This window comes from Paenibacillus amylolyticus (assembly GCF_001570725.1).
In the GTDB taxonomy this organism is placed as follows: Bacteria; Bacillota; Bacilli; order Paenibacillales; family Paenibacillaceae; genus Paenibacillus; species Paenibacillus amylolyticus_A.
On sequence record NZ_BCNV01000001.1, the window covers coordinates 738,134 to 763,143 of the forward strand.

The window sequence follows — 25,010 nt, forward strand, 5'->3', positions numbered from 1 at the left end:
ATTCTCCACTGGAGATTACAGGTGTTTTTGTATTCTCATTTTTTTGAATACGATACGCCAGATGATTCCGAATTAGATATGGCCTGTATTTTTCAAGTACTGCTCCGCTGCTTCAGCGATGTGCGCAAGGTCGTCCTGGTTCTCACCAGATACATAATATGTTACATCAAGTTCATTCATGGTTCGTTCGATCATATCATTATCCTCAAGCATGTGTGCATGCTCGGTTAACGCTTGTACTCCCTTGATCGTCAGAATATACTTTCCGCGGGAGAGGCGTTCAAACCAGCCATAATAATTTTTTTGCAGAATCGCCGCTGCAGAGCCTATACCTGTCTGTCTGGCAAGGTTGGCGGGAGAGGATTCTCCGTTCGTCCGTAGAGCGGATGCGACACGTAAGGCCTTCTCACGATATGCGGTGACCAGCTGTCTGCGTGTACTGCCTCCCGTATTGTAGTCTCCACTGCGTTCGTCGAATTCCTTGAGCAAACGTTTCCGCCGAATGCCGCTTTTGCGGGTAACTTGATTGTGGCTAGTGAGGGCCGTCTGGGCAGATGGTTCGCACAGTACATCAATTAAGGGAGCTTTGGTTTTGTAAAATGTGACAGTCAGCAGCCCAAGACCGAGTTGTCTGCATAGTGCGGTCAGTTCGCTCCAGCGTTGGTTCACGGCTCCGCGTTTGCTACGGTTGCGCTCGACGGCCAGATACACAAACGGGCTAAGCTTCAATCGCTGCATGCCCTGCAACAACAGGGAGAGGTTAAATGTTTTTTTCATTTCCACAATGAGTGGTTCGTCCTGGTCCGATCTGACCCCTACGAGGTCACAATGTCTGACTTCCGCCTTGACGTCGAAGCCGCGCTGCTCGAAGAAAGCCTTCACAGGCGAATATAATTCAGTTTCGTATTGCACAGCCATCGTCCGTACTCCTTTCCTGAAGTGGCCTGTCTTTGACCATGTGTTGTCCGGTTTCCTGAATTTAGAACCCTCATTATATCATATTCGTTCATTTTTTTCTGAGGGCACAAGATGTCTGATAGAACAGGGAAAAGCCAAAATTCGAAGTGGTTGATTGAAAAAAAGAGGTCAACTTATCCGAATTGCCGCATAGGTATGTAATACACTTTTCACAACAAAACAAGACGTTTGGACAGAGGGTGGCGGGACTACACAGGACCGCGAGATTGGTATTCAAGCAGGAGCCGCAATTCTATTGATTTCTTCATACCATTCGGAATGGTTGACAATCACACTAAAGGAGCCATGGGAGGTACCAAGCATGAATATTTTTGAACGCGTTGCGGAACATCGGGCAGAGAGTGACCGTTTGACATGGAACGGAACATTTGAAGATTATATTGCGCTGCTGAGAGAGGACCCGACTCCGGCAATGACGGCTCACGCCAGAGTGTATGAGATGATTGAATCGTTTGGCGTGGAAGAAGTAGGTGGGCATAAGCGGTACAAGTTTTTTGAACAGGAGATATTTGGACTGGATCGATCGATTGAAAAGCTGGTCGAAGAATACTTTCACTCGGCAGCACGCCGTCTGGATGTACGTAAACGGATCTTGCTCCTGATGGGTCCCGTAAGCGGAGGTAAATCGACGTTGGTGACGCTGCTCAAGCGGGGGCTTGAACAGTTCTCGCGGACAGAGAAAGGTGCCATATACGCTATTGATGGATGCCCGATGCATGAGGAACCACTGCATCTGATTCCATTGGAGCTTCGTCCTGAAGTGGAAAAGGAAATTGGAGTCCGCATTGAGGGCAACCTTTGCCCATCCTGCCAGATGAGACTGCGTACCGAATATGGTGGTGATATCAGCAAGGTGCCCGTGGAACGAGTCCTTGTTTCCGAAGATAATCGGGTGGGGATAGGAACGTTCAGTCCATCTGATCCGAAATCACAGGACATAGCCGATCTGACCGGTAGTATCGACTTTTCTACCATTACGGAGTTTGGTTCCGAATCCGATCCACGTGCCTATCGTTTTGATGGGGAGCTGAACAAGGCAAACCGTGGGCTGATGGAGTTCCAGGAGATGTTGAAATGTGATGAGAAATTCCTGTGGAATCTCTTGTCGCTCACGCAAGAAGGTAATTTCAAAGCAGGACGCTTCGCCCTAATCAGTGCGGATGAAATGATTGTGGCGCATACGAATGAATCGGAGTATAAGTCCTTTATCTCCAACAAGAAAAATGAGGCGCTGCAATCCCGGATGATTGTCATGCCGATTCCGTACAATCTGAAGGTGTCCGAGGAAGAGAAAATCTATGCCAAGCTGATTCAACAAAGTGACATGAAGCATGTTCATATTGCACCGCATGCACTGCGGACTGCAGCCATTTTTTCCATACTTACCCGCTTGAAGGAAACAAAGAAACAGGGCATGGATCTCGTGAAAAAAATGCGGATGTATGATGGTGAAGAAGTGGAAGGATACAAAGAAGCCGATCTGCGCGAGATGCAAAATGAGTATCTGGATGAAGGGATGTCTGGCATTGACCCACGGTATGTCATCAACCGGATATCCAGTGCTTTGATCAAGCAAAATCTTCAGTGCATTAACGCGCTGGACATTCTGCGGGCCATCAAGGACGGTCTGGACCAGCATGCTTCGATTACGAAGGAAGAGCGGGAGCGTTATCTGAACTTTATCGCTCTTGCACGCAAGGAGTATGATGAACTGGCCAAGAAGGAAGTACAGAAAGCATTTGTGTACTCGTTCGAGGAGTCAGCCAGAACGTTATTCGAGAATTATCTCGATAACATCGAAGCATTCTGCAACTGGTCCAAGATTCGTGATCCGCTCACGGATGAAGAGATGGACCCGGATGAGCGTTTGATGCGTTCCATTGAAGAGCAGATCGGGATCTCCGAGAATGCGAAGAAAGCGTTCAGGGAAGAGATTTTGATTCGAATCTCGGCATACTCCCGCAAGGAGCGCAAGTTTGAATACAGCAGCCATGATCGTCTGCGTGAAGCGATTGAGAAGAAGTTGTTTACCGATCTGAAAGACATCGTCAAGATCACAACTTCAACCAAAACACCGGATGCCACACAATTGAAACGAATGAATGAAGTGATCAAACGGTTAATTGAGGAACATGGATATACCGCAGCCAGTGCGAATGAACTGCTACGTTATGTGGGCAGTCTGCTTAATCGCTAATCGGCAACGAACCATTCCGGATCAGGCTCCTGATGCCTGCTGTGAGGCTCCTTCACAGCAGGGTCGGGGCCTTTTTAGTTCGATGAGGATCTTATACATCTAAAAAGCTGACAAATAAGGTTAATTTTAAAGAGAATTAGTTCTAATGGTATATGTATATTTAGGTATTTTAGTCTATAATCGATACATATATTTACAATTTAAAGTAATATAGTGTTTATTAAGGAGCTGACTGAACCAGATATGAGCAGTATTTCCGCAACAAGACAGAAGCAACTTGATTACATGGGATTAACCGCAGGGGATTTAGCCCTGCTTGCCGATCATCGGCCTGTTTTTAAAAAAGTCGTTAATGAAGTGGTAGATCATTTCTACAATCATGTGGGAAATTATCCTGAATTGGTAGATCTGATTGCCCGATTCTCTACGATTGATCGTCTCAAAGAAACACAGAAGATGTACTGGTTATCGATGACGGACGGGGTCGTTGACGACGCATATATTGAGCAACGGATTGCGATTGGACTTGTGCATTCCCGTATTGGTTTGTCCGAGGATTATTATCTGGGCACTTATATGGTCTACCTAGATATCGCAACAAGCATATTCCAACAGGTTATCCCTGATTCCTGGCATCTTGTTATCCAGGCGCTTAGCAAAATGTTCAATCTGGATTCACAGCTTGTCCTTGAGGCCTATGAGAAGAAGGAAAAAGAAAAGTTATCACAGCTTGCCGATGATCAACAACATACATTACAGGCGATCACGCAGATTACGCAAGAACTTACGGGCATGATTAGTGAATTAAATGAAAATGCCCTGGCGATCTCGAGTGTAGCGAAGGAAACAGCGGCTTCTCAGGATCAGGCTCAAGTTCTGCTTACCGAATTGACGGGGGAGATCAATCAGATTGGAAAAATGGGTGAACTCATTCGCGAGATATCGGATCAGAGTCATCTTGTCGGTCTGAATGCAGCGATTGAAGCTGCTCATGCAGGAGAGTTTGGACGAGGCTTCGAAGTGGTCGCCAGTGAGGTGCGCAAGCTTGCAGCCAGTTCCCGAGATGCCCAGGGTAAAATTCAGTCTAATTTGGAGCAGATCATGAAGAAACTGAGCAGTGTGCAGCAGGAGTCGGATCATACGTCCCGCGGTGCTCGGAGCCAAGCTTCACGCTCGGCTGAACTCGCTGTATTTGCGACAACAATGGAGAAACTGTCTCTGGATTTGAAGAAACTGGAACAGCAGGAATAGACGTTAAAACCATTAGGAAGCTTCCATACCGTTTCAGGCTGTTTTAAGCTATAATGGGTAGACAAACCTGCCGATGTTATAGAAAATGCAGCCGGAGACAGGGGATTTGAAAGAGGTTGAGGTGATCAGATGGCTTCTATCCATGATGTGGCCAAGGAAGCGGGAGTATCTGTTGCAACCGTTTCCAAAGTGATAAACGATTATCCCGATGTAAGTGAAAAAACGCGCAAAAAAGTCAATATAGCCATCGAATTATTGAAATATCAACCCAATGTGGTCGCACGTGGACTTGTAAAACGCCGTTCATGGACGGTGGGTGTACTGTTAACAGTTCCGTTTACGAACCCGTTTGTGTCGGAGTTGCTGGAAGGGATCAAGACAGCGCTGGAGAACAGTGGATACGATCTGGTCCGGTTGTCTACTCGATTCGATGACCCGACATACTCGTTCATCAAACATTGCCGCAGCCGTAATGTGGATGGCGTTGTAGTATTCGGGGAAGGCAGAGAAAACGCGAGTATTCAGGAACTGGTGGATGCAGAGATTCCGACGATGTTTGTTGATACAGATATGTTAGGTAAGCGTGCCGGATACATTACAACGGATAACGCAAACGGGATCTCCATGAGTGTCAAACATTTGCATGAGCTTGGGCATCACAAGATTGCCTATATTTCAGGCACCCTTGGACCTGCCGTAGCCAATCTGCGATTGGAAGGATATCGGGAAGGGCTGAAAGAATGTGGTATTCCGTATTCTACGGTATATCTGGAAGTCTGCGATTATTCATTCGACGGGGGAAGCAAGGCTGCCCGACGATTGTTGGCACTTCAGGATCAACCAACGGGGATTGTCTGTGCTTCGGATATGTCTGCTTTTGGTGCGATTCATGAGATTGAAAAGCATGGACTGCGTGTACCAGAAGATATCTCGGTTGTTGGATTCGACAACACGTATTATGCCGAGGTGTTCAAACCAGGATTGACCACGGTGAATCAGAATATCTATTCCATTGGCATTAAGTCCATTGAATATCTGATTGCCATGATCGAAAATCCGGCGTATTCTCCTCCTGTTGTTACGGAACCCTCCAATCTGGTTATCCGTCAGACGACAGCACCAGTCAATGAATCATAATTTGGAACAAACAAGAGCACAGCCATAGGCTGTGCTTTTTTATCGTATCGTCTTGTTATGATGATAATAGATAGTTCATTGATTTTCACCGCTGGATAGAGGGTTAACAACAATTTAAAGGGGGTGTTATTTTCACTTATTATGTGTATTGACAATAAAAGGTATAATAACATAAATTTATTTGTAACCGCTTACTTAATATCGAAAAAGTAAGTATGAGTGGCAAAAGTCATACTCACTCGTAAAGGTTGATGACCATGCATCAGGTGTCCCTGATGCCATCCGTGCAACAATGAAGATTGTTGCCAGCGTAATGATCAACAAGTATATCCATGTATGCAGTACATTGTTGTGAAAGGCCCAACGCTTGGCAGAGTCATAGGACGTTGACATGAACCTACTAGGAGGAGATGGAATGCGCGGGAAATGGTTAAGGTTATGCTTGGTAGCTGTGATGGTTTTCAGTTTGTTACCAGGTATCGGTACAGAAGGATCACGTGTGAATGCTGCAGCAGCCGGGGATATGTTACTGGCTCACTCGTATGAGGATGGTACGACTCAAGGGTGGACGGCGAGAGGCGGAGTAACCGTCGCGGCTACCGGAGATCAGGCATATGAAGGGGCGTATTCACTTCAGACCACGGGACGAACAGCGGCATGGCATGGCCCTGCATTATCTTTGACAGGTGTAGTAGAGAAGGATGCAGTAGTTGAGATCTCCGGTTATGTGAAGCTGGTCCCAGGCTCCGTACCTGCCAATCTGAAATTTACGGTGGAACGTCGGGATGGCAACGAGCCTGCGCAGTACGATCAAGTGAATGCAGCTCAGCAAGTGACGGATCAGGAGTGGGTCAAACTGCAGGGTCAGTACAGTTTCCAGCAAGGAACCGATCTGTTGTTGTATCTGGAGAGTGGCGATCCCACCAGTGCATACCTGCTGGATGCGTTCAACGTTCGGATGGTGACACCTGCACCAGAGAATCCGGGTGAGCCTGGCGAACCTGGCGCACAACTGTTTGCGGCTGATTTTGAAGACGGGAACCTTGGCAGTTGGCGTTCACGGGGCAGTGAGCATTTGGAGGTAGTAACTGGCATCGGTCATAACAGCACACACAGCCTGAAAACCTCGTCCCGGACAGAGACGTTCCACGGACCACTGATTGAGGTGCTGGATCATCTGCAAAAGGGAAGTACCGTTCATGTGTCGTTCTGGGCGATGTATGATGAAGGACCTGCGAGTCAGGTTATTAACGGTTCATTGGAGAAAGAGTACAATAACGACGCTTCAAGTCGAGAATATGCTACGTTTGCCTCTGCAACTCTGAACAAAGGACAGTGGAAAAAAATCGAGGCGGATGTGGTGATCCCCGGAGAAAATAGCGGCATCACCGGATTCCGCATGTATGCAGAGACACCTTGGAAGACGTCAGCGGAAGTGACGCCGGCGGATACGATTACTTTTTACGTGGATGATGTACTAATCACGGAAGCCGAAAAAATTGAAATAGAGCCGAACATTCCGAATCTAGTGGATGTTGTGGGACAACACTATGCAATGGGAGCGGCAATCGACCAGTCTGCAATGGATGCCGAAGATCCGCATTCCCAGTTGTTGACGAAACATTTTAATAGTATTACAGCTGGGAACTTCATGAAAATGGATGCGATGCAGCCTCAGGAAGGACAGTTTGTCTGGTCAGAGGCGGATCGTCTGGTGAACTTCGCCGAAGCAAATGACATGGAGGTAAGAGGTCATACACTGTTATGGCATAGTCAGGTGCCGGACTGGTTCTTTACCGATCCAAATGATGCATCGAAACCTGCCACGCGGGAACAGTTGCTTGCACGGATGAAAACCCATATTCAAACCATCGTGACCCGGTACAAAGGAAAGGTTCATACATGGGATGTCGTCAATGAAGTCATCTCAGACGGAGGCGGCTTGCGGAATGAGGCAAGTAATTCCAAGTGGAGAGATATTATTGGGGATGTGGATGGCGACGGAGATGACAGTGATTACATTGAGCTAGCTTTCCGATATGCACGTGAGGCTGACCCTGATGCTGTACTGGTGATTAATGACTATGGAATGGAAGGCAATGGAAACAAGGTGAATGATATGGTGAAGCTTGTAGAGAAGCTGCTTGCCAAAGGAACACCGATTGATGCGGTTGGATTCCAGATGCATGTATCCATGTACGGACCGGATGTAAAGCTCATTCGTGAGGCTTTTGAGAAAGTGATCGCTCTGGGTGTAAATGTACAGGTTACAGAGCTGGACGTTTCGATCTATTCGAGTAATTCTGAACTGGAGATGCCTGTCACAGATGAATTAATGCTGCAACAAGCTTACCGTTATCGTGAACTGTTCGACCTGTTCGACGAGCTGGGAAAACGCGGCGTAATGGACAGTGTTACAGTATGGGGACTTGCGGATGATGGTACATGGCTTGATAATCATCCAGTCAAAGGACGCAAAGATGCACCATTGTTATTTGATCGTAAATTAAAAGCAAAACCGGCATTTTGGGCACTGGTGGACCCTACCACCCTTCCGATCTATCGTAATGAATGGACAGCATTGAAGGCCAGCCCTTCTTTCCCGAATCACAAAGGACAGGAAGATATTCTTTGGGGTGCTGTAAAAGGACTTGAAATTAATCATCTGGCAGATGGTACATCTGCGGTTACGGGTGAGGCTCGTATGATGTGGGATGCCAAAAAGGTGAATTTACGAGTGGAAGTGAAGGATACCATACGTCGCAAAGGGGATCAGGTGCAGGTTTTCCTCGCGGAAGAAGTCAAGGGGACAGGCGCTGCAACTTCTGAAGCTGATCTGTCTGCCAAGAAAAAAAATCCGCCGTCTGCAAATGGTCAATATACATTTAAACGGGATGGCGGTAAAGGCAAAGATAAAAATACTTACAACGTACAGGAGACAAAAAACGGTTATGTTGTATACGCATCACTGCCTATGTCAGCTGCTTCACTTACCGAAGGCCAGATCTTGTCTCTGGATTTTCGGATTACGGACGAATATGCTGCTGGAAAGACAGCTACGATCGTATGGAATGATATTTCCAATCAGCAACCCGACAAACCAGCCAACCGAGGCAAACTGAAGCTCGGTTCTGTCTTGAAACAAACCAAGGTCACTTATGGCAAACCTGTCATTGATGCGAAAAAGGATAACGTTTGGAAAAAGGCTGCATCAGTTAAAACGGATATCTGGGTGGTCGGAAACTCCGGTGCAACGGCGACTGCACATCTGTTATGGGATGAGGAATACCTGTACGTATTGGCAGATGTGAAAGATCCTTTGCGAAGCAAATTAAGTTCTAATGCCCATGAGCAGGATTCGATCGAGATTTTTATCGACCCGAGCAAAGATCAGACAACATACTACCAGGAGGATGATGCCCAGTACCGGGTTAACTTTGATAATGAGAGTTCTTTTGGAGGAAATGCACGGAAAGAAAGCTTCAAATCAGCCACCCGATTAACAAGTGGGGGCTATATAGTTGAGGCGGCGATCCCACTGGAGAGTGTTCTTGCTGAGGGGAAAAGATGGATCGGATTCGATCTTCAGGTTAATGATGATGGCGCCGGGGATGGCAAGCGAAGCAGTGTCTCCATCTGGAGTGATGCATCAGGTAATTCTTATCGAGATACTTCCGGTTTTGGGAGTTTGTTACTGACTCGCAAATAGAATATTCAGATATGGATTTGAATACGAAAATGTCAGGTATTTAACATCCGTATTTCTGGAAAAAAGTGTTGATTTTCAAGGCTAGGACGTTTAGACTATATACATTGATATTAAACGGGTTCCGATGTATGACACCGGCTTGAACTAAGTCTGTGTTCACAAGTCAAATGATGCGGAGGGAGTGCCTGTCATCCAGACAGCGCACTCGCTTCTTTTTTACATTTTTGCATACATATGAGGCATTTCCCGGTTGAAAGGAAAGAGTGAGTGGAGCACCTACATGGTACGTACAACTTAGAACTTGTTATTTTATCCTATATTATTGCATCGCTAGCTTCGTACGCAGCGCTTGACCTTGCGGGTCGTGTAAGCCGGACTAGTGGGATGGCGCGGAGTGTATGGCTTACCTGCGGCGCAGTCTCCATGGGTTTGGGAATCTGGTCCATGCATTTCGTAGGTATGCTGGCTTTTGTTCTGCCTACGCAGGTCTCCTATTCCACCGGTAAGGTTGTTCTATCTGTTCTGCTTGCTATTATCGCATCAGGTGTGGCCTTGAACATTGCGGGTAGACAATCCGGCAAGATAAGCAAGCTCATGATTGCTGGAGTACTTATGACAGCAGGGATCAGCTCGATGCATTATGTGGGCATGGCAGCGATGTCGACTCCTGTGACGTATGAGGCGGGCAGAGTGGTATTGTCCATTCTGATTGCAGCCATTGCTTCATTCGCGGCATTGTGGCTCATGTTTTTCTTCCGTTATCGTCAATCCAGACATACCTGGGTTTACAAGATGGGGAGCGGTCTCATTATGGGTGTGGGGATATCCGGAATGCACTATACCGGAATGTCAGCTGCGCATTTTCATCATTCAGATGGGTCGATGACTAGTTCAGGGATGCAGATTGAGCCAGGTATTCTCGCCTATTTGATCGCATCGGGCACATTTATTGCACTTGGCTTGACGTTGTTTGGCATATTTATCAATCAGCGAATGTCACAGAAAGATCGACGGATTCATGAGAATGAGCAGTGGTACCAGGCCCTGTATCATAACCATTCGGATGCCATTATTTCAGTGAATAAGGAAGGTATTGTCAAAGGCATTAATGCGGCTGTAACGACGATCACCGGATATCCTGAAAAAGAAGTCATGGATCGTTCCATTGATGAGATTGCTCAACGGATTGATATCGAATGGATCAGTGAATTTGATTCCATCGACTGGGATGATAATGGGATGGAGCAGGCGCACTACATGGCCAAGATGAGAGACATACAGGGTGAACTTCTGGACCTTAGTATTGTTGTAGTTCCTGTTGTGATTGATGGTAAGCATGTGGGAAGTCACATTCTGATCAAGGACATTACGGAAGAGAAACAGGCTCAGGAGAACATTCGTCACCAGGCTTTGCATGATCCGTTGACGGGGCTGCCCAATCGGCGCAAGTTGGATGAAGTGCTGGCTTATACAATTCAAGATTCAGAAGGAAAAGGAAATTCATTTGCCGTTATGGTCATGGATATAGACCGGTTCAAGATGATTAATGACTCGCTGGGACATTCCATTGGGGATGTATTTCTAAGAGAAGTTAGTAACCGGATCATGGCAGCTATAAAAGCTTCTGATCCCTTGGCTATGGAGAATGTTATGCTGGCCCGCATGGGTGGTGACGAGTTCACATTAGTTGTAACCCATGATCAAGCGACAGAGGTACGCGTGGCAGAACTTGCAAAAGAGATTGTGGAAGCTATTCAGTTACCTTACCGCTTGAAGGAGAATGACTTTTACGTGACAGCCAGTATCGGAATTGCGATGTATCCGAATCATGGCGCAGGCGTGGATGCTTTGCTGAAACATGCGGACTCCGCCATGTATGAAGTGAAGAAGAACGGCAAGAATGGTTTTCAGTTCTACACCGCTCAACTGGATTCGGAACTCTATGAACGTATTGAACTGGAAGGTTACCTCCGTAAAGCATTGGAGCGCGATGAGATGGTCTTGTACTATCAACCACAGATTCGTACCGAGGATAGTCGCATGATTGGTGTGGAGGCTCTTATTCGTTGGAATCATCCACTCAAAGGTCTGCTCGCACCCAATGTGTTCATCCCGCTTGCAGAAGAGACGGGCATGATCTATGAAATTGGCAACTGGACTCTGCGCGAAGCATGCAGGCAGATGAAGCTCTGGCATGCCAGTGGTGGACCACTCATTCCGGTATCGGTTAACTTGTCCAGCCAGCAGTTCCATCAATCCAATTTGGTAGAACAGGTCAAAAATGCACTCCATGAGACAGGGCTGGATGCTCGATATCTGGAGCTGGAGATTACAGAGAGCATGATGATGGATGCAACAGTATCCACGGCGATCCTGAACGAACTAACGGCGCTAGGTGTCAAGATCAGCCTGGATGATTTCGGTACGGGATACAGTTCACTGAGTTATCTGAAGCATTTCCCGATTCACAAGCTCAAGATTGATCGTTCATTCGTGACGGACATTACAGAGAGTCACAGTGATCAGGCGATTGTGGCGACCATTATATCAATGGCACAGAATCTCAAGATGGAAGTCATTGCCGAAGGCATTGAGACGAAAGGTCAACTGGATATTTTGATGCAGAATGACTGCCGGGAGATTCAGGGATATTATTTCAGTCGTCCTTTGCCGGCAAGTGAAGTGGAGCATGACTTTTTTGTACCGCTGCGGTTGCAGGTTAATGGTACACCACCGGTACAATCCTAAATTCTTTTATATGCCAAGCGGCAAGTCCCCGTGTATGTCGGGAACTTGCCGCTTTTTTGGTGTCTTATCTTTTGATAGTCTTTATCCAAAACCTCACAAAAACTTGCGGTGGTGCTTCTTGCCATCATACGTAAACCAGATCGGTTTATCCTCGACACGTGTCTCCACATGCACCGTGCGTCCCCAGAGGCGATATAGATAAGGCAGGGTGCGTTCCATATATTTCAGATCCAGCTCGATGCCTTCATATTGATGTTTGAGCACGAGTTCTCCGGTCCGCAAATAGTCAGCATCTTGCACGACCAGATAAGGGGATCCCCCGTTGACACGTGAAAATACGAGCTGATCCCGTATGTTTTCCCAGGCCTTATCGGTAATTTTCCAGTCCGGGCCTTTTTTCTCGAATACGTAGAGGTCGAGGTCTTCGGTTAATTGCTTGGTCATGTAATTGCGGATAAAGGAGGTATCGGAATCGAATTCACGCACCTCGAACATTTTGGCACGACCTTGCCCCGGTTTACGACCCCAACGTTCCTGTTCTTCACGGGTTGGATTATCCCAGCGGCGTTCAATATCCTCGAAAATCTTCAGTCCCAGATAATACGGATTCAGACTTTGTTTGGATGGTTGCACCACGGATGAGTTGAGTTTGGCAAATTCGATCGTATCTTCACTGTTCAGATCGAGCTCGCGTATAATGCGTTGATGCCAGTAGGATGCCCAGCCTTCGTTCATGATTTTGGTTTCCATCTGTGGCCAGAAATAAAGCATCTCTTCACGCATCATACTCATGATATCCCGCTGCCAGTCGGTCAGTACTTCCGAAAATTCCTGAATAAACCACATAACATCCTTCTCCGGTTCAGGAGGGAAATGATGGACCTGTATGCCTTCGGCTGGTGCTTCTTCGGCCTGCACGACGTCAAGTGACCATAAATCATCATAGCGACCTTCTGGCCGTGGAGCTTTCTCACCACGCTGCTCCCGCATTTTCATCTCCATGTAACGTTGTTTGTCCAAATGGCGGGGTTTAATCAGCTGTGGGTCCACATGTTCCTGAATTGCGATCACGGCATCGATAAATGCTTCAACCGCTTCCGTTCCGTACTCCATCTCATAATTACTAATCCGATCCGCTGTAGCGGCCATACTTTCGACCATATTACGGTTGGATTTGGAGAAGCGGGCGTTATTTTTGAAAAAATCGCAGTGCGCCAGTACGTGGGCTACGATTAATTTGTTCTGAATCAGAGAATTTCCATCCAGCAGGAAGGCATAACAAGGGTTGGAGTTAATGACAAGCTCATAAATTTTGCTGAGTCCAAAATCATATTGCATTTTCATCTTATGAAATGTTTTGCCGAAGCTCCAGTGGCTGAATCTGGTCGGCATGCCGTAGGCTCCAAATGTATAAATAATATCCGATGGGCAGATTTCGTACCGCATGGGGTAATAATCCAGGCCAAATCCATCGGCAATCTCCATAATCTCGGCAATGGCGTATTCTAGGTCGCGGATCTCATCTGTCATCTAACGCTGCCTCCTTCCCTTTTCTGGAAAAAGCTGCGCAAAGCTTTGTACACTTCGCCTTTTTCTTTGATCACATAATACATGAATTGATCCATCTTGATATGACGGTAAGCCGACATCAGTGTGCTGCTGCGGTTGTATTGATTCACCTCGCCGTACCCAAACATGTTGCTGCGCTTCATTAACTCACCAATCAGCTTCACACACCGTTCGTTATCCGAGGTGAGGTTATCCCCGTCAGAGAAGTGGAATGGGTAGATATTGTAGCTGGAAGGTGGGTAACGACTGTCAATAATATCCAGCGCCTTCATATATACAGAGGAGCAGATGGTGCCTCCACTTTCGCCACGGGTAAAGAACTCTTCTTCGGTCACTTCCTTGGCTTCCGTATGATGGGCGAGGAAAACAATCTCGACCTTCTCATACTGGCGGCGTAGAAAACGAGTCATCCAGAAGAAGAAGCTGCGCGCGCAGTATTTCTCAAATGAACCCATGGACCCGGATGTATCCATCATGGCAATAATAACGGCATTGGATTGTGGAATGATTTTGTCTTCCCATGTCTTGTAGCGCAGGTCATCCGGACTGATGTGATGGATGCCTGGTGTGCCGGTCGTTGCATTGCGGCGCAGATTCTCCATTATGGTACGTTTCTTATCAATATTGGACTGCATGCCTTTTTTGCGAATATCGTTGAATACCACCGTATGTGTCTCAATCAGGTCTTTATCTTTCTGCTTCAGATCGGGTAATTCCAGCTCAGCGAAAAGCATATCTTCCAGTTCCTCAATACTAACTTCGGCTTCCACAATATCATGACCAGGCTGATCACCAGCTTTTTCGCCTTTACCGGGTTTCTGCGAGGCAGCGGGATCACGACCGATGACGTCTCCGACCTGACTGTCACCGTCTCCTTGGCCGACATGTTTTTGCTTCTGGTAGTTATACACAAAACGGTACTCATCCAGACTGCGGATCGGTACCTTGATGATTTGTTTTCCATCAGACATGATGATGTTTTCTTCCGTGATCAGATCAGGCAGATTCTGCTTGATGACATCTTTCACCTTTTGCTGATGGCGCTGCTGGTCTTGGTACCCTTTGCGGTGAAGCGACCAATCTTCCTTCGACACGACGAACGAGTAAGGCTGGTGTGAATTTGACATGTAGGCACCCCCCATTGATTACGCGGCACAGTTTGGCCTGTCGGTAATTAAGTATATTCACGGGCGAGGACGATATGTGATGAGAGTGGATATAAAATGATACAATTACGCAAGTTCACCTCTGAGGTAAGATGAGTCTTAAGAATAGAACCTGCTCCATTTTTTACATAAACAGTGAACAAGTGTGATATCCTTCCTTTACAATAGGAGAAAGACATTGATCAAATAATAGAGATGCATGTAAAGGAAGGATTCATGTGAATAAAAAGGCGATCAAGGCTTGGATTATGTATGATTGGGCCAACTCGGCGTATGCAACAACAGTACTGGCGGCAGTATTGCCTGTATTCTATGCTTCGGTGGCTGCAGCTACGCTGGATACGGATACCGCTGCCTCCTACCTGGCCTATACACATTCCATTGGCATGTTGTGCGTAGCTCTGTTAACACCGTTGCTTGGTACGTTGGCTGATTTGTCAGGACGGAAGGGTGACTTCCTGCGTGTATTTGCAATCATAGGCATCTTTGCTACATTGGGATTCAGCGCAATTGGAGAAGGGGACTGGCTCCTTGCTTCTGCGTTACTGGTCATTTCGACCATTGGTTTTGCGGGTGGTAACACCTTTTACGATGCGATGCTGCCGGATTTGGTTCCCGTGGAACGCAGGGACATGATATCCTCCAAAGGTTATGCCTATGGATATATTGGAGGAGGCTTGCTGCTTGTCGTAAACATGCTGATGATACAGCAACCGGGCTGGTTTGGGATGAGCAGTACACTGGCAGGTACAAGGCTTGCGTTTATCTCCGTATCGTTGTGGTGGTTACTGTTCTCAATACCGATCTTTCGCCATGCTCCGAGACGGCCTGCATCACCGGACATGCCTGGATCATGGAAAGGGTACGCCGTGGTGGGCGTTCGCAGACTGCGGCAAACCTTCCGTCAGATGCGCCGTTTTCCCCAGTTAATCCGTATGCTGGTGGCTTTCTGGTTTTTTAATGACGGCATTAATACCATCATTCTGATGGCTACGATCTATGGGACAAGTATTGGCATTGGTACAGCCGACTTGATGCTCGCACTACTGCTGACACAGTTCATCGGATTTCCGTGCACCTTGTTATTGGGAGCATGGGCACAGCGCTGGGGAGCGAAGCAGGTATTGATCGTGAGTTTATCCGTGTACATATGTATTGTGATTCTTGGTTATTTCATGACACAAGCGAGCCACTTTTATATACTCGCTGGGCTGGTTGGTGTCGTGCAGGGTGTGAGTCAATCCACAGCTCGTTCCCTGTTTAGCAATCTGATGCCAGCTGGCAGAACGGGAGAGTATTTTGGTTTTGTGAATATTACAGGCAAATTCTCTTCGATCTTCGGTCCGTTTGTGTTTGGTTATGTTGGGCAGATCACTGGTTCCACGCGTTGGGGCATTCTGTCACTCATCTTCTTTTTCGTCGCTGGAATTGCTGTATTGTTAACCGTGAAGGTACAAAAGGGGATGCAGGATGCTACACTGGCAGATCAGGAAGAAGAGCGAAAAGGGCGTATCGGAGCTGTTGGGAAAGGTTCAAATGTAAGGTTTACGGGCTAGTTTTTCATCGGTTTTCATACTAATTCCTTAATGGATACTCTTGTGGCTTCAGGCATTGTTCCTCACAGAACATGTCTGGAGCTTATTCGCGTTTGTGCATCCTACTCAGAATTGCTCATGAATAAGTGCTTAAACGACAGACAGCAGAATACAGTGAAAGAGTAACAATTTATGAAAAGGTGAAAATAAAAGATTGACATGATACATTTTGTATCATAGAGTAAAACTATGAATACATAACGTATCTGAGAGTTGTCGAAAGAATACATGTATTTTGCATCACTCTTGGGTAAAATTCCGACGGAATGTTGCAAAATGCTGACCTATAGCGTTCGTAGTAATCGTTTTGCCAAGCACAAAAGTAGAGTCTTGTCTATCCCGGCTGCATGCTTATTTTAATGAACAGAGGAGAGGCTGCCATTGATCGACGCTCAAGGTAACGGACTTGTTTTCTTACTATGTGTTCCCCGCAGTGGTAGCTCGTTATCCACCGTCATGCTACAAAATCACAGCCGTATATTTGCCACCCAGGAAATGTGGTTTCTGATGAGTCTTGTCGATCTGCCAAAGACCGATTCACGTGCTTATGGTGGCAGCTCCATCATGCGTCAGTTCTACAATGCCATGGTATCTGAGGATGTCTTCGAAAAGGCGTGCAGAAGTTTTGCTCTTGAGATCTACAATGGATTCCTGGAAGGCAGTGGAGCAGATTTCATCGTTGATAAATCACCTCGTTATTATTACATGCTTGAATGGCTGGATCGTCTGTTCCCGCAGTCCAAGCGCATTCATCTCCAGCGTAATCCTCTGGCCATCGCAGCATCATTCAAAAAGGTAAACCGTCATACAGGTGAAGGATTCGACCTGACTCATAGTCTGCAGAGTAACAAATTAAATATGAAAGCTGTAGATCTCACACTGGGTATGCTCCGTTTGAATGATTATTTTGCCGAACCACACGCCAATGCGCATGAACTGCAATATGAACAATTGGTCGCCAGACCTCAGGAAGAACTCGAGAAACTATGTGCATTTCTGGGAATTCGATATGAACAGGGTATGGAACAGTATGGACAGTTTCTAGACAGTGCAAAATCTGACATGTTCTACAGTATGGGTGTGGGTGATCCATTCCTCTCTTCGCATCAAGAGGCTCATCAGGGTTCTGTTAACAACTGGAAAAGTATATTAGATCCGCAAGAAGTTGAACTGTATTGCCGTGTGATGGGTGCAGATCTGTTCCACCGGATGGGGTACAGTGAACAGCTGGCGGAAGCTGAACAATGGACGGGTGTTCGTTATGAGGCAAGTCCGGATCAGGAGGTCATTGACCGAATCACGCATCAGTTGACGGTAGCGACCGGTTGCCAGTGGCAGCAACAATACCGGCTGCAGCCAGCTGATTCTGTTGTTCGTGATTCGCTCGCGAATCGGAATGATCCAGTTGGCGAAGGAAAGGAAAAGACAGATCCGACGTTGGCTGCGCTGGCAACGATCAGGCAATTGCAGGCCGCACTGCGTGCAGCAGATCATCGTCTGGAACGGGGATACAGTGAGCGTGAGCGCTTGAAAGTCCAGCTGGCCTCCGCTCAAAGCAAAATACAGCGTATCAAATCATGGGTACCATTTGGTCATCAGATCAGCGCCTGGGCTTCACAGCGCAAGATTCTACGGGGAGGGAAATCATGAGCGCCATAGCAGGAATTGTTCACAACGATGGTCAGCAGGCGCTATGGGAAGACAGCTGGCGTTTGTACGCAAGCCTGGGGCATGTTCCTGCAGATACGACAGGCGTATGGAAGGGACATGAGGCATTCCTCAGCTGTCATGCCCAGTGGATTACACCGGAATCAGTGAGCGAGAAGCTGCCTTTATATGATGAGGAAAGTGGTCTGACCATCACAGCAGATGCCATCCTGGATAATCGGGAACAACTGGCTGATCAATTGCACATATCCAGAGCGGAACTGGCTATGCTGGCGGATAGTGAACTGATCTTGCGTGCCTATCAACGCTGGGGAGACGATGTAGCTGTCCGATTGCTAGGGGATTTTGTATTTGCCATCTGGGATGATCGGAATCGCAAACTATATGCAGCAAGAGACATTACAGGCATGAGAGCTTTTTATTACCGACATGATGGTTCACGTTTTGCTTTCTGTACACTCATGAATCCGTTGCTCGGGCTTGAAGGGGTACATAAAGAACTTGATGAGACCTGGTTGTCTGAGTTCCTTGCCATTCCTGACATGCATGATTCAGCAGATATCAACTCGACCGTATATCGGGGAATAAGCCAACTGCCTTCTGCACATACACTTGTCTTCCGGGACGGGAGACTGGAACTGAAGCAATACCATCGCTGGGATGAAGTGGAGCCTCTAAGACTTAAGTCCGACGGTGAGTATGTAGAAGCGTTTCGAGAGGTCTTTGGGCAGGCTGTCGGATCACGATTGCGAACCCACAGACAGGTGGCTGCTGCATTAAGTGGCGGGTTGGACTCTGGGGCCGTGGTTGGTTTTGCCTCCGGAACACTGAGAAGTCAGGGCAAACGGCTGCATGCCTATAGTTATGTTCCCGTGCCGGATTTCACTGATTATACGTCGAAAACGTTGCTGGCGGACGAGAGGCCCTTCATTCGTTCCACCATTAATCATGTCGGCAATATAACCGAGAACTATCTTGATTTTGAAGGCAGAAGTCCACTTAGTGAAGTAGATACCTGGCTCGACATTATGGAAATGCCCTATAAATACTTTGAAAATTCGTTCTGGATACGCGGATTCTATGAAAAAGCGAGCCAGCAGGATGCAGGCATTCTGCTCACAGGAGCACGTGGTAATTTCACCATCTCCTGGGGGCCTGCTCTGGATTATTACGCCAGTCTACTGAAAAGTGGTCGCTGGTACCGCTGGTTCCGTGAGATGCAGCAGTATAGTGAACGGACCGGCATGCCCTTCTCCCGTATAGCCAAGATCACCGGGAAAAAGGCATATCCGGATTGGTTCAAGGCTCAATCCAAAGGAGCCAGCCAGGCTGCATCCGTGCAGTTGATCCATCCTGATTTTGCGCAAAGAACGGGTGTACTGGAACGACTCAAATCCATTATTGTTCTGCAGGGTGGTGCTCAGGCGGATGCACTCAAAGTGCGTGCCGAGAAATTCAATAATCTGGCCATTGCGAACAAAAACGGTGCTGTAGCCACGAAATGTTCTCTCCGTTATCGGGCTTGGGAGCGTGACCCGACAAGCGATGCCAGAGTCATTCGGTTCTGCTTGTCCGTACCGATTGAACAATATGTGAAACACGGGACGGATCGCTCCTTGATTCGCCGGGCTACTTCACCAGAGTTGCCTGACAAGGTCAGACTGAATCAGCGGGTACGGGGTGTACAGCCGGCGGACTGGTTACATCGCATCATTCCGAATTGGGATGCCTTTACGGCAGAGTTGCGTGCGTTGTGTTCTGATAGCAAGGTTGCTGGCATATTAAACACGGAGCGTATCAAGTCTGCTCTAGCCAATTTTCCGAGTCCGAGACCTGAACTTGCTTCTCATCCAGATCTGCGATTAATGATGCATAGTCTGATCGTTTATCGGTTCATTCGGAAATTCTGAATGAGGGCACATGAAAGGAGGTGAATACGATGCAAATGGAAAAAAAGGAATGGCAAGCACCAGCTCTTGAAGTGTTGGAAGTCAATCAAACGATGGCCGGTACTGGCTACAGACAAATTGACTGGGTAACGGTTCACGATGCGGATCTGTACGATCCAACTTCCTAAGTTATTAAGTTTTATGAAGTGTCATCATACTTAAAGGGCGGAATGCACTAAATCCAGCTTTTCGCCTCCGCCCTTATATTGAGCAACACGAATATAAGGGCTTTTTTTTACATTTTATTACGAAGGAGGCGTCGTTCATTGTTGCCTGTGCATTATGTAGCGTATGGTTTGCGCTGGTCGAGCCAAATTCCAATGCCTGAATTACAGAGCGTACCCAAGGATGCAGAGATTCGTTCTGATGTCGTGGATGTACACATTGAGTCATCAGATCTGAATACATTATGGGAAAAGTGGGATCTCGGCAACGACAACTTTGTGGCACGGGAAGGCAGCCTTTTTTTCAAAATCGAAGATACAGGTCTGTTTCTAATGGAGCACGGAAAGCGCATCGTTGTATGCCCCCAGCCGGAAGCAGATGAGAAGAAGGTTAGATTATTTATTCTGGGCACATGTATGGCGGTCATTATGATGCAACGTGGCATTCTTCCGCTGCATGGTAGTGCAGTTGTTATTGATGGATGGGCTTACGCATTTGTCGGACATTCGGGGGCAGGTAAATCGACGTTGTCGGCTGCACTCGCATCACGCGGGTATCCGCTTCTCACCGATGATGTTGTCGCACTGACCTGGGATGCCGGGGGAAGGGCCATCGTATCACCTGGTTATCCGCAGCAGAAATTGTGGCAGCCCAGTCTGGATGGCTTCGGCATGAAGGAACAGGATTATGCAACGGTTCATGCAGAGATTACGAAGTATGCCATACCTGTTCAGCACTATTTTCATGAGATGGCTGTGCCACTGGCAGGGATATTTGAACTTGCTCCACAACCGGAAGAAGACCATACGTCCGTTCAACTGGTTGAAGTGACAGGGCTGGAACGACTGCATCTGCTGTGTTCCCATACGTTCCGTGGTGGACTTGTTGCAAGACAGGGGTTGGCACAATGGTTGTTCGAGACCGTCTCAAGGCTCTCGGCAAGTGTGGAAATAGGTAGATTGACCAGAACCGGTGCTGAGTTTACAGCATTTGAGATGGTGGATCGGATCACAGATCATATTCGCAAAGGAGTGCATACAGGACAATGACAGCGACTACACCGATGAATGTGGAAGACCGGGTAACCCGGAAGGAAGGCAATCTGGTTAGTGATATGGGCAGTGAGAAAGTTATGATGAGCATTAGCTCTGGAAAGTACTATAATCTCGGGAGTACCGGCGGGAGAATCTGGGATCTGATTGCAGAGGAACGCACATTGGGTGAACTGGTTGAGGTGCTGGCTGCGGAGTATGAGATTGAGCCAGATGTATGTCGTGAGCAGGTAGTGCAATTCCTGGAACATCTTTCCCGTGAAGGACTAATTGACGTTACCCGCGGAGTGTAGAACGATGCTGCGAAAAATAAAGGCCTATTTCTCCCTTCCACGCGCGATGCGCCGACTGGTCTGGGAAGCTTATGTCCTCCTGGGTTGGGCGCGAATTCTGAAGGCTATGCCATTTGCCAAAATCGCACCAGGGCTAGGGACGCCCATGGTCGAAACACCGATGACCGGACTCGACCGCAGCGAGGTAATTGCGATACGGAATATTTCCAAAGCGATTGTGCTTGCCAGCAAATATACGTTATGGGAAAGCCGCTGCCTGGTGATGGCGATTGCCGGAATGAAAATGCTTGAGCGACGCAAGATAGAGAGTACGTTATATATGGGGACTGCACGGAATAAGCAAGGACATATGATGGCTCATGCCTGGCTGCGAAGTGGGAAATTGATCGTGACCGGAGCTGATACTATGGACCAATATACGGTTGTCGGTGTGTTTGGCAAACGGTGTCCGGAGAAGGGATCTGGGGAGATTGTCTATGATACATGAAAGTGAACTCTATTCATCAGGGTTTCCGAAGGAGCTTAAGCTGATTTTGAGCATGATTAGAGGTGATCTGACGGCTCTATCCCCTGAAGAACTCAAGGCGAGTTTGCAAGGAACCGATTGGCAGCTCTTTCTGCGGCTTGTCTATCATCACCGCTTATACTCTGTCCTTTATTTGAAAATGAAAGAACTGAACTCCACGATCATTCCTGCAGATGTTATGGAGAGTTTGAGACAACAATATACAGCCAATACGTTTCGTATGTTACATCTGACAGCTGAGATGGAGCAGGTATGCGGAGCTTTTCGTGAACGCGGCATCCGCAATATTACACTAAAGGGACCAGCGCTCGCGCATGATCTCTATGGCGATGTATCGATGCGAACCTCCAAAGACCTGGATATTCTGATTCCATTCGATGATGTGGAAGCGGCTGAAGGCATTCTGGCTACCCTCGGATACGTATCCAAGGAAGGGGAGCGGGCACCTACGGTGCGCAGCTGGAAATGGCGGGAACATCATATCTGTTACACCCATCCGGTCAAACGGACTCAAGTGGAGATCCATTGGCGCCTGAACCCGGATTCGGGCAAAGAAACCGATTTTGAATTGCTGTGGAAACGTAGCCGGTTCAGTTCATACACACAGACACCTGTCCGTATGCTCGAACAAGAAGATCTATGGGCCTATCTCGTAACCCATGGTGCACGACACGGCTGGTTCAGACTGCGCTGGTTACTGGATATCGATCAGATGATCCGCAGCATGCCACTCGATGTGAAGAAAGTAGAGAGACGTCTGAAAGCTGAGGGACGTTTATCGATCGGTTCACAGGCTCTTTATCTGGTTTCGGAGCTGCTGAACACGCCGCTGGATGTAGAGTACAGGTCCTTGATGTCCTTGAGTGACCGTACAGGCAAGCGATTAGCCAACGAAGGCGCAAAGTTCATGAACGACATGCTGGAAAGTCCGGCTGATATGAAAAATTATCAATCGTATTTGTTTAAACTTCGAAGCACGAAGCAGAAGTGGTTCTTCTTTATTGAACGCTTGTATCCAAGTACATGGGATGTGGATCAATTGCCGCTTCCACGTTCGTTGTTTTTTCTATACTTTCCGTTACGTCCGTTTCTCTGGTTCTGGCGGCGAATTAAAAGGTATACGGTGACGGAAAGGGGTAAAGTATGATCTCGGAATTAAAGTACTTCATGCGAAAGCTGCATCATGTCACGGGGCCCATTCTATATTGGAATCTGCTAGGAATGATCTGTATCAGTCTCATGGAAGGGATCGGCATCTACATGCTTGTTCCGATGCTGAGTCTGATTGGCATATTTGAGATGGGCTCCACAGGCTTAAACATTCCCTGGCTTGGCGAAGTGTTGAATCGTTTTTCTGAAAATAGCCAATTGTTACTCGTACTGTTCACCTTTGTGTTAATTGTCTCCGGACAGGCCTGGATGCAGCGCCTCCAGACGATCCGTAATACGCGAATCCAGCAGCAATTTGTACGAACGCTGCGCATGGAAACCTATGGAGCCATTATCATGGCGCAATGGTCATTTTTTCTCCAAAAACGAAAATCCGATTTTAACCATATATTAACGACTGAACTTGCACGTGTGAGCCAAGGAACGAGCATTATGCTGCAAATGGCAGCCTCGCTGATCTTTACGGGGATACAGATTGGTCTTGCTTTCTGGTTATCCGCCAAGCTGACGGCACTTGTGCTGGTCTGTGGATTGCTCTTATTTATAGTCTTGAGAAAATTCGTCAAGCGGGCCAAGCAGATCGGAGACCAGACCTCTGAATTCTCGCAAAGTTATTATAACGGCATTACCGAGCATTTCAACGGCATTAAGGATATTAAGAGCAACATGCTTGAGCGTTCACATATGAACTGGTTCGAGCGCATGTGCAGACAGATTGAACGCAACGTCATTCAGTTCAGCCAATTGAACAGTGGAACACAGCTGATTCACCGGATGTCCGCGGCTATCATTATTGCGGCATTCATCTATCTTTCTCTCCGTGTAATGACGGTACCTCCGGCAAGTCTACTGCTTATTATCCTTATCTTTTCCCGCTTATGGCCCAGATTTACGGCAATTCAGTCCAATCTGGAGTACATCAGCTCCATGCTGCCTGCGTTTCGGGTGGTAAGAGAATTGCAAGCGCAGACGGCGAAAAGTCGTGAGATTAGTGAAGAGATTGCTTCAGCTGGAGATGTTGGAATTGATGGGATTCAACCAATGGCACTTAAAGAATCTATCACATGTCAGGATGTCTCTTATCGCTATGAGGGCAGTGATACCTACTCATTAATGAATGTGCAAGCTTCTATTCCGGCAAGGGGCATGACTGCAATCGTAGGCAAATCCGGAGCAGGGAAGAGCACGCTGATAGATCTGATTATGGGCCTCGTCAGGCCCGAGACTGGTCGTATTTTGATTGATGGTATACCTCTGTCAGAAGAGCGACTACTGAGCTGGCGAAGTTCCATCGGATATGTCTCCCAGGACCCATTTCTATTTCATACGAGTATTCGTGAGAATCTGCGTCTGGTTGATCCAAATGCAAGTGAAGAACAGATGTGGCAGGCTTTGCAGTTTTCATCTTCTGCGGCTTTTGTGCGTAAGTTACCTCAGGGTTTGGATACGATTATAGGTGATCGAGGTATTCGTCTGTCGGGAGGAGAACGCCAGCGATTAGTGCTCGCCCGGGCCATGCTGCGGAATCCTTCGGTGCTAGTGCTGGATGAAGCAACGAGTGCGCTGGATAGTGAGAATGAACAGTATATTCATGAGGCGCTGGAACGGTTGAAAGGACATGTAACCATTATTGTGATTGCACACCGATTGTCCACCATTCGAACGGCAGATCGTGTGATTGTGCTGGACGAAGGTTGTGTCATCCAGGAGGGCGGATATCAGCAGTTATCTACAGACCCCGTAGGCACCTTCAGCAAACTACTGAACATGCAAGCGGGTGTTGTGGGACAGTAGGAGGTTATGACATAACGTAAAGAGGCGCGCCACGATGGGCGCG

General features: G+C 47.4%; 17 protein-coding genes. 14 read left to right on the forward strand and 3 right to left on the reverse strand.

Annotation, left to right across the window (positions count from 1 at the left end; all coding sequences use genetic code 11):
• Positions 1 to 72: 72 nt before the first annotated feature.
• Complete coding sequence (locus PAHA3_RS03510; protein WP_082762704.1) at positions 73 to 918, reverse strand: DUF2161 domain-containing phosphodiesterase; 846 nt, start codon at positions 916 to 918, stop codon at positions 73 to 75.
• Positions 919 to 1,279: 361 nt separating this feature from the next.
• Here PAHA3_RS03510 and PAHA3_RS03515 point away from each other — a divergent pair, with 361 nt between their 5' ends.
• The 5 genes from PAHA3_RS03515 to PAHA3_RS03535 all read left to right on the forward strand — a co-directional run bounded on the left by PAHA3_RS03515 (position 1,280) and on the right by PAHA3_RS03535 (position 12,020).
• Positions 1,280 to 3,175: a PrkA family serine protein kinase gene (locus PAHA3_RS03515; RefSeq protein ID WP_062833494.1), complete on the forward strand. Its 1,896-nt coding sequence runs from the start codon at positions 1,280 to 1,282 to the stop codon at positions 3,173 to 3,175.
• A gap of 243 nt (positions 3,176 to 3,418) precedes the next feature.
• Entirely contained in the window at positions 3,419 to 4,426 is a 1,008-nt protein-coding gene (locus PAHA3_RS03520) for a globin-coupled sensor protein (protein ID WP_062833495.1), read from the forward strand.
• Between the two features lie 129 nt (positions 4,427 to 4,555).
• On the forward strand, positions 4,556 to 5,563 hold the full coding sequence (locus PAHA3_RS03525; RefSeq protein WP_062833496.1) for a LacI family DNA-binding transcriptional regulator: 1,008 nt from the start codon (positions 4,556 to 4,558) through the stop codon (positions 5,561 to 5,563).
• Positions 5,564 to 5,978: 415 nt separating this feature from the next.
• Positions 5,979 to 9,272, forward strand: a complete 3,294-nt coding sequence (locus PAHA3_RS03530) for an endo-1,4-beta-xylanase (protein WP_062833497.1) — start codon at positions 5,979 to 5,981, stop codon at positions 9,270 to 9,272.
• Positions 9,273 to 9,539: 267 nt separating this feature from the next.
• Positions 9,540 to 12,020 carry an EAL domain-containing protein gene (locus tag PAHA3_RS03535; protein WP_062833498.1) on the forward strand — a complete coding sequence of 827 codons (2,481 nt, stop codon included), beginning with the start codon at positions 9,540 to 9,542 and terminating at the stop codon, positions 12,018 to 12,020.
• 93 nt (positions 12,021 to 12,113) lie between these two features.
• On the opposite strand, the gene PAHA3_RS03540 is transcribed toward PAHA3_RS03535, so the two are convergent.
• Both PAHA3_RS03540 and yhbH read right to left on the reverse strand, forming a co-directional pair.
• The gene (locus tag PAHA3_RS03540; protein WP_062833499.1) at positions 12,114 to 13,550 is read right to left on the reverse strand and encodes a SpoVR family protein; all 1,437 of its coding nucleotides are present in this window, start codon (positions 13,548 to 13,550) and stop codon (positions 12,114 to 12,116) included.
• Positions 13,547 to 14,716 (reverse strand): sporulation protein YhbH, encoded by a 1,170-nt coding sequence (gene yhbH, locus PAHA3_RS03545; protein ID WP_062833500.1) that lies wholly within the window; start codon positions 14,714 to 14,716, stop codon positions 13,547 to 13,549. The genes PAHA3_RS03540 and yhbH overlap by 4 nt, the downstream gene beginning before the upstream one ends.
• A gap of 257 nt (positions 14,717 to 14,973) precedes the next feature.
• Between yhbH and PAHA3_RS03550 the strand changes: the two genes are divergently transcribed.
• The 9 genes from PAHA3_RS03550 to PAHA3_RS03585 all read left to right on the forward strand — a co-directional run bounded on the left by PAHA3_RS03550 (position 14,974) and on the right by PAHA3_RS03585 (position 24,967).
• Entirely contained in the window at positions 14,974 to 16,311 is a 1,338-nt protein-coding gene (locus tag PAHA3_RS03550; protein WP_062833501.1) for an MFS transporter, read from the forward strand.
• 420 nt (positions 16,312 to 16,731) lie between these two features.
• On the forward strand, positions 16,732 to 18,000 hold the full coding sequence (locus tag PAHA3_RS03555; protein ID WP_082762706.1) for a sulfotransferase family protein: 1,269 nt from the start codon (positions 16,732 to 16,734) through the stop codon (positions 17,998 to 18,000).
• Positions 17,997 to 19,928: an asparagine synthase-related protein gene (locus PAHA3_RS03560; RefSeq protein ID WP_062833503.1), complete on the forward strand. Its 1,932-nt coding sequence runs from the start codon at positions 17,997 to 17,999 to the stop codon at positions 19,926 to 19,928. The genes PAHA3_RS03555 and PAHA3_RS03560 overlap by 4 nt, the downstream gene beginning before the upstream one ends.
• A gap of 29 nt (positions 19,929 to 19,957) precedes the next feature.
• On the forward strand, positions 19,958 to 20,095 hold the full coding sequence (locus PAHA3_RS30105) for a paeninodin family lasso peptide (RefSeq protein WP_017689562.1): 138 nt from the start codon (positions 19,958 to 19,960) through the stop codon (positions 20,093 to 20,095).
• 138 nt (positions 20,096 to 20,233) lie between these two features.
• Entirely contained in the window at positions 20,234 to 21,181 is a 948-nt protein-coding gene (locus PAHA3_RS03565; RefSeq protein WP_062833504.1) for a hypothetical protein, read from the forward strand.
• Positions 21,178 to 21,477, forward strand: a complete 300-nt coding sequence (locus tag PAHA3_RS03570) for a lasso peptide biosynthesis PqqD family chaperone (protein ID WP_062833505.1) — start codon at positions 21,178 to 21,180, stop codon at positions 21,475 to 21,477. Before PAHA3_RS03565 ends, PAHA3_RS03570 begins: the two co-directional genes overlap by 4 nt.
• Before the next feature lie 4 nt (positions 21,478 to 21,481).
• Positions 21,482 to 21,964 carry a lasso peptide biosynthesis B2 protein gene (locus tag PAHA3_RS03575; protein ID WP_062833506.1) on the forward strand — a complete coding sequence of 161 codons (483 nt, stop codon included), beginning with the start codon at positions 21,482 to 21,484 and terminating at the stop codon, positions 21,962 to 21,964.
• A 52-nt stretch (positions 21,965 to 22,016) separates the two neighbouring features.
• The gene (locus tag PAHA3_RS03580) at positions 22,017 to 23,150 is read left to right on the forward strand and encodes a nucleotidyltransferase domain-containing protein (RefSeq protein WP_235599468.1); all 1,134 of its coding nucleotides are present in this window, start codon (positions 22,017 to 22,019) and stop codon (positions 23,148 to 23,150) included.
• On the forward strand, positions 23,150 to 24,967 hold the full coding sequence (locus PAHA3_RS03585) for an ABC transporter ATP-binding protein (protein ID WP_167350902.1): 1,818 nt from the start codon (positions 23,150 to 23,152) through the stop codon (positions 24,965 to 24,967). Before PAHA3_RS03580 ends, PAHA3_RS03585 begins: the two co-directional genes overlap by 1 nt.
• The last annotated feature ends 43 nt before the right edge of the window (positions 24,968 to 25,010 follow it).

Coding starts and splice junctions, on each gene's coding strand:
- PAHA3_RS03510 (WP_082762704.1), bottom strand. CDS start 918: ATGGCTGTGCAATACGAAACTGAATTATATTCGCCTGTGAAGGCTTTC.
- PAHA3_RS03515 (WP_062833494.1), top strand. CDS start 1,280: ATGAATATTTTTGAACGCGTTGCGGAACATCGGGCAGAGAGTGACCGT.
- PAHA3_RS03520 (WP_062833495.1), top strand. CDS start 3,419: ATGAGCAGTATTTCCGCAACAAGACAGAAGCAACTTGATTACATGGGA.
- PAHA3_RS03525 (WP_062833496.1), top strand. CDS start 4,556: ATGGCTTCTATCCATGATGTGGCCAAGGAAGCGGGAGTATCTGTTGCA.
- PAHA3_RS03530 (WP_062833497.1), top strand. CDS start 5,979: ATGCGCGGGAAATGGTTAAGGTTATGCTTGGTAGCTGTGATGGTTTTC.
- PAHA3_RS03540 (WP_062833499.1), bottom strand. CDS start 13,550: ATGACAGATGAGATCCGCGACCTAGAATACGCCATTGCCGAGATTATG.
- yhbH (WP_062833500.1), bottom strand. CDS start 14,716: ATGTCAAATTCACACCAGCCTTACTCGTTCGTCGTGTCGAAGGAAGAT.
- PAHA3_RS03560 (WP_062833503.1), top strand. CDS start 17,997: ATGAGCGCCATAGCAGGAATTGTTCACAACGATGGTCAGCAGGCGCTA.
- PAHA3_RS30105 (WP_017689562.1), top strand. CDS start 19,958: ATGCAAATGGAAAAAAAGGAATGGCAAGCACCAGCTCTTGAAGTGTTG.
- PAHA3_RS03570 (WP_062833505.1), top strand. CDS start 21,178: ATGACAGCGACTACACCGATGAATGTGGAAGACCGGGTAACCCGGAAG.
- PAHA3_RS03575 (WP_062833506.1), top strand. CDS start 21,482: ATGCTGCGAAAAATAAAGGCCTATTTCTCCCTTCCACGCGCGATGCGC.
- PAHA3_RS03580 (WP_235599468.1), top strand. CDS start 22,017: ATGATTAGAGGTGATCTGACGGCTCTATCCCCTGAAGAACTCAAGGCG.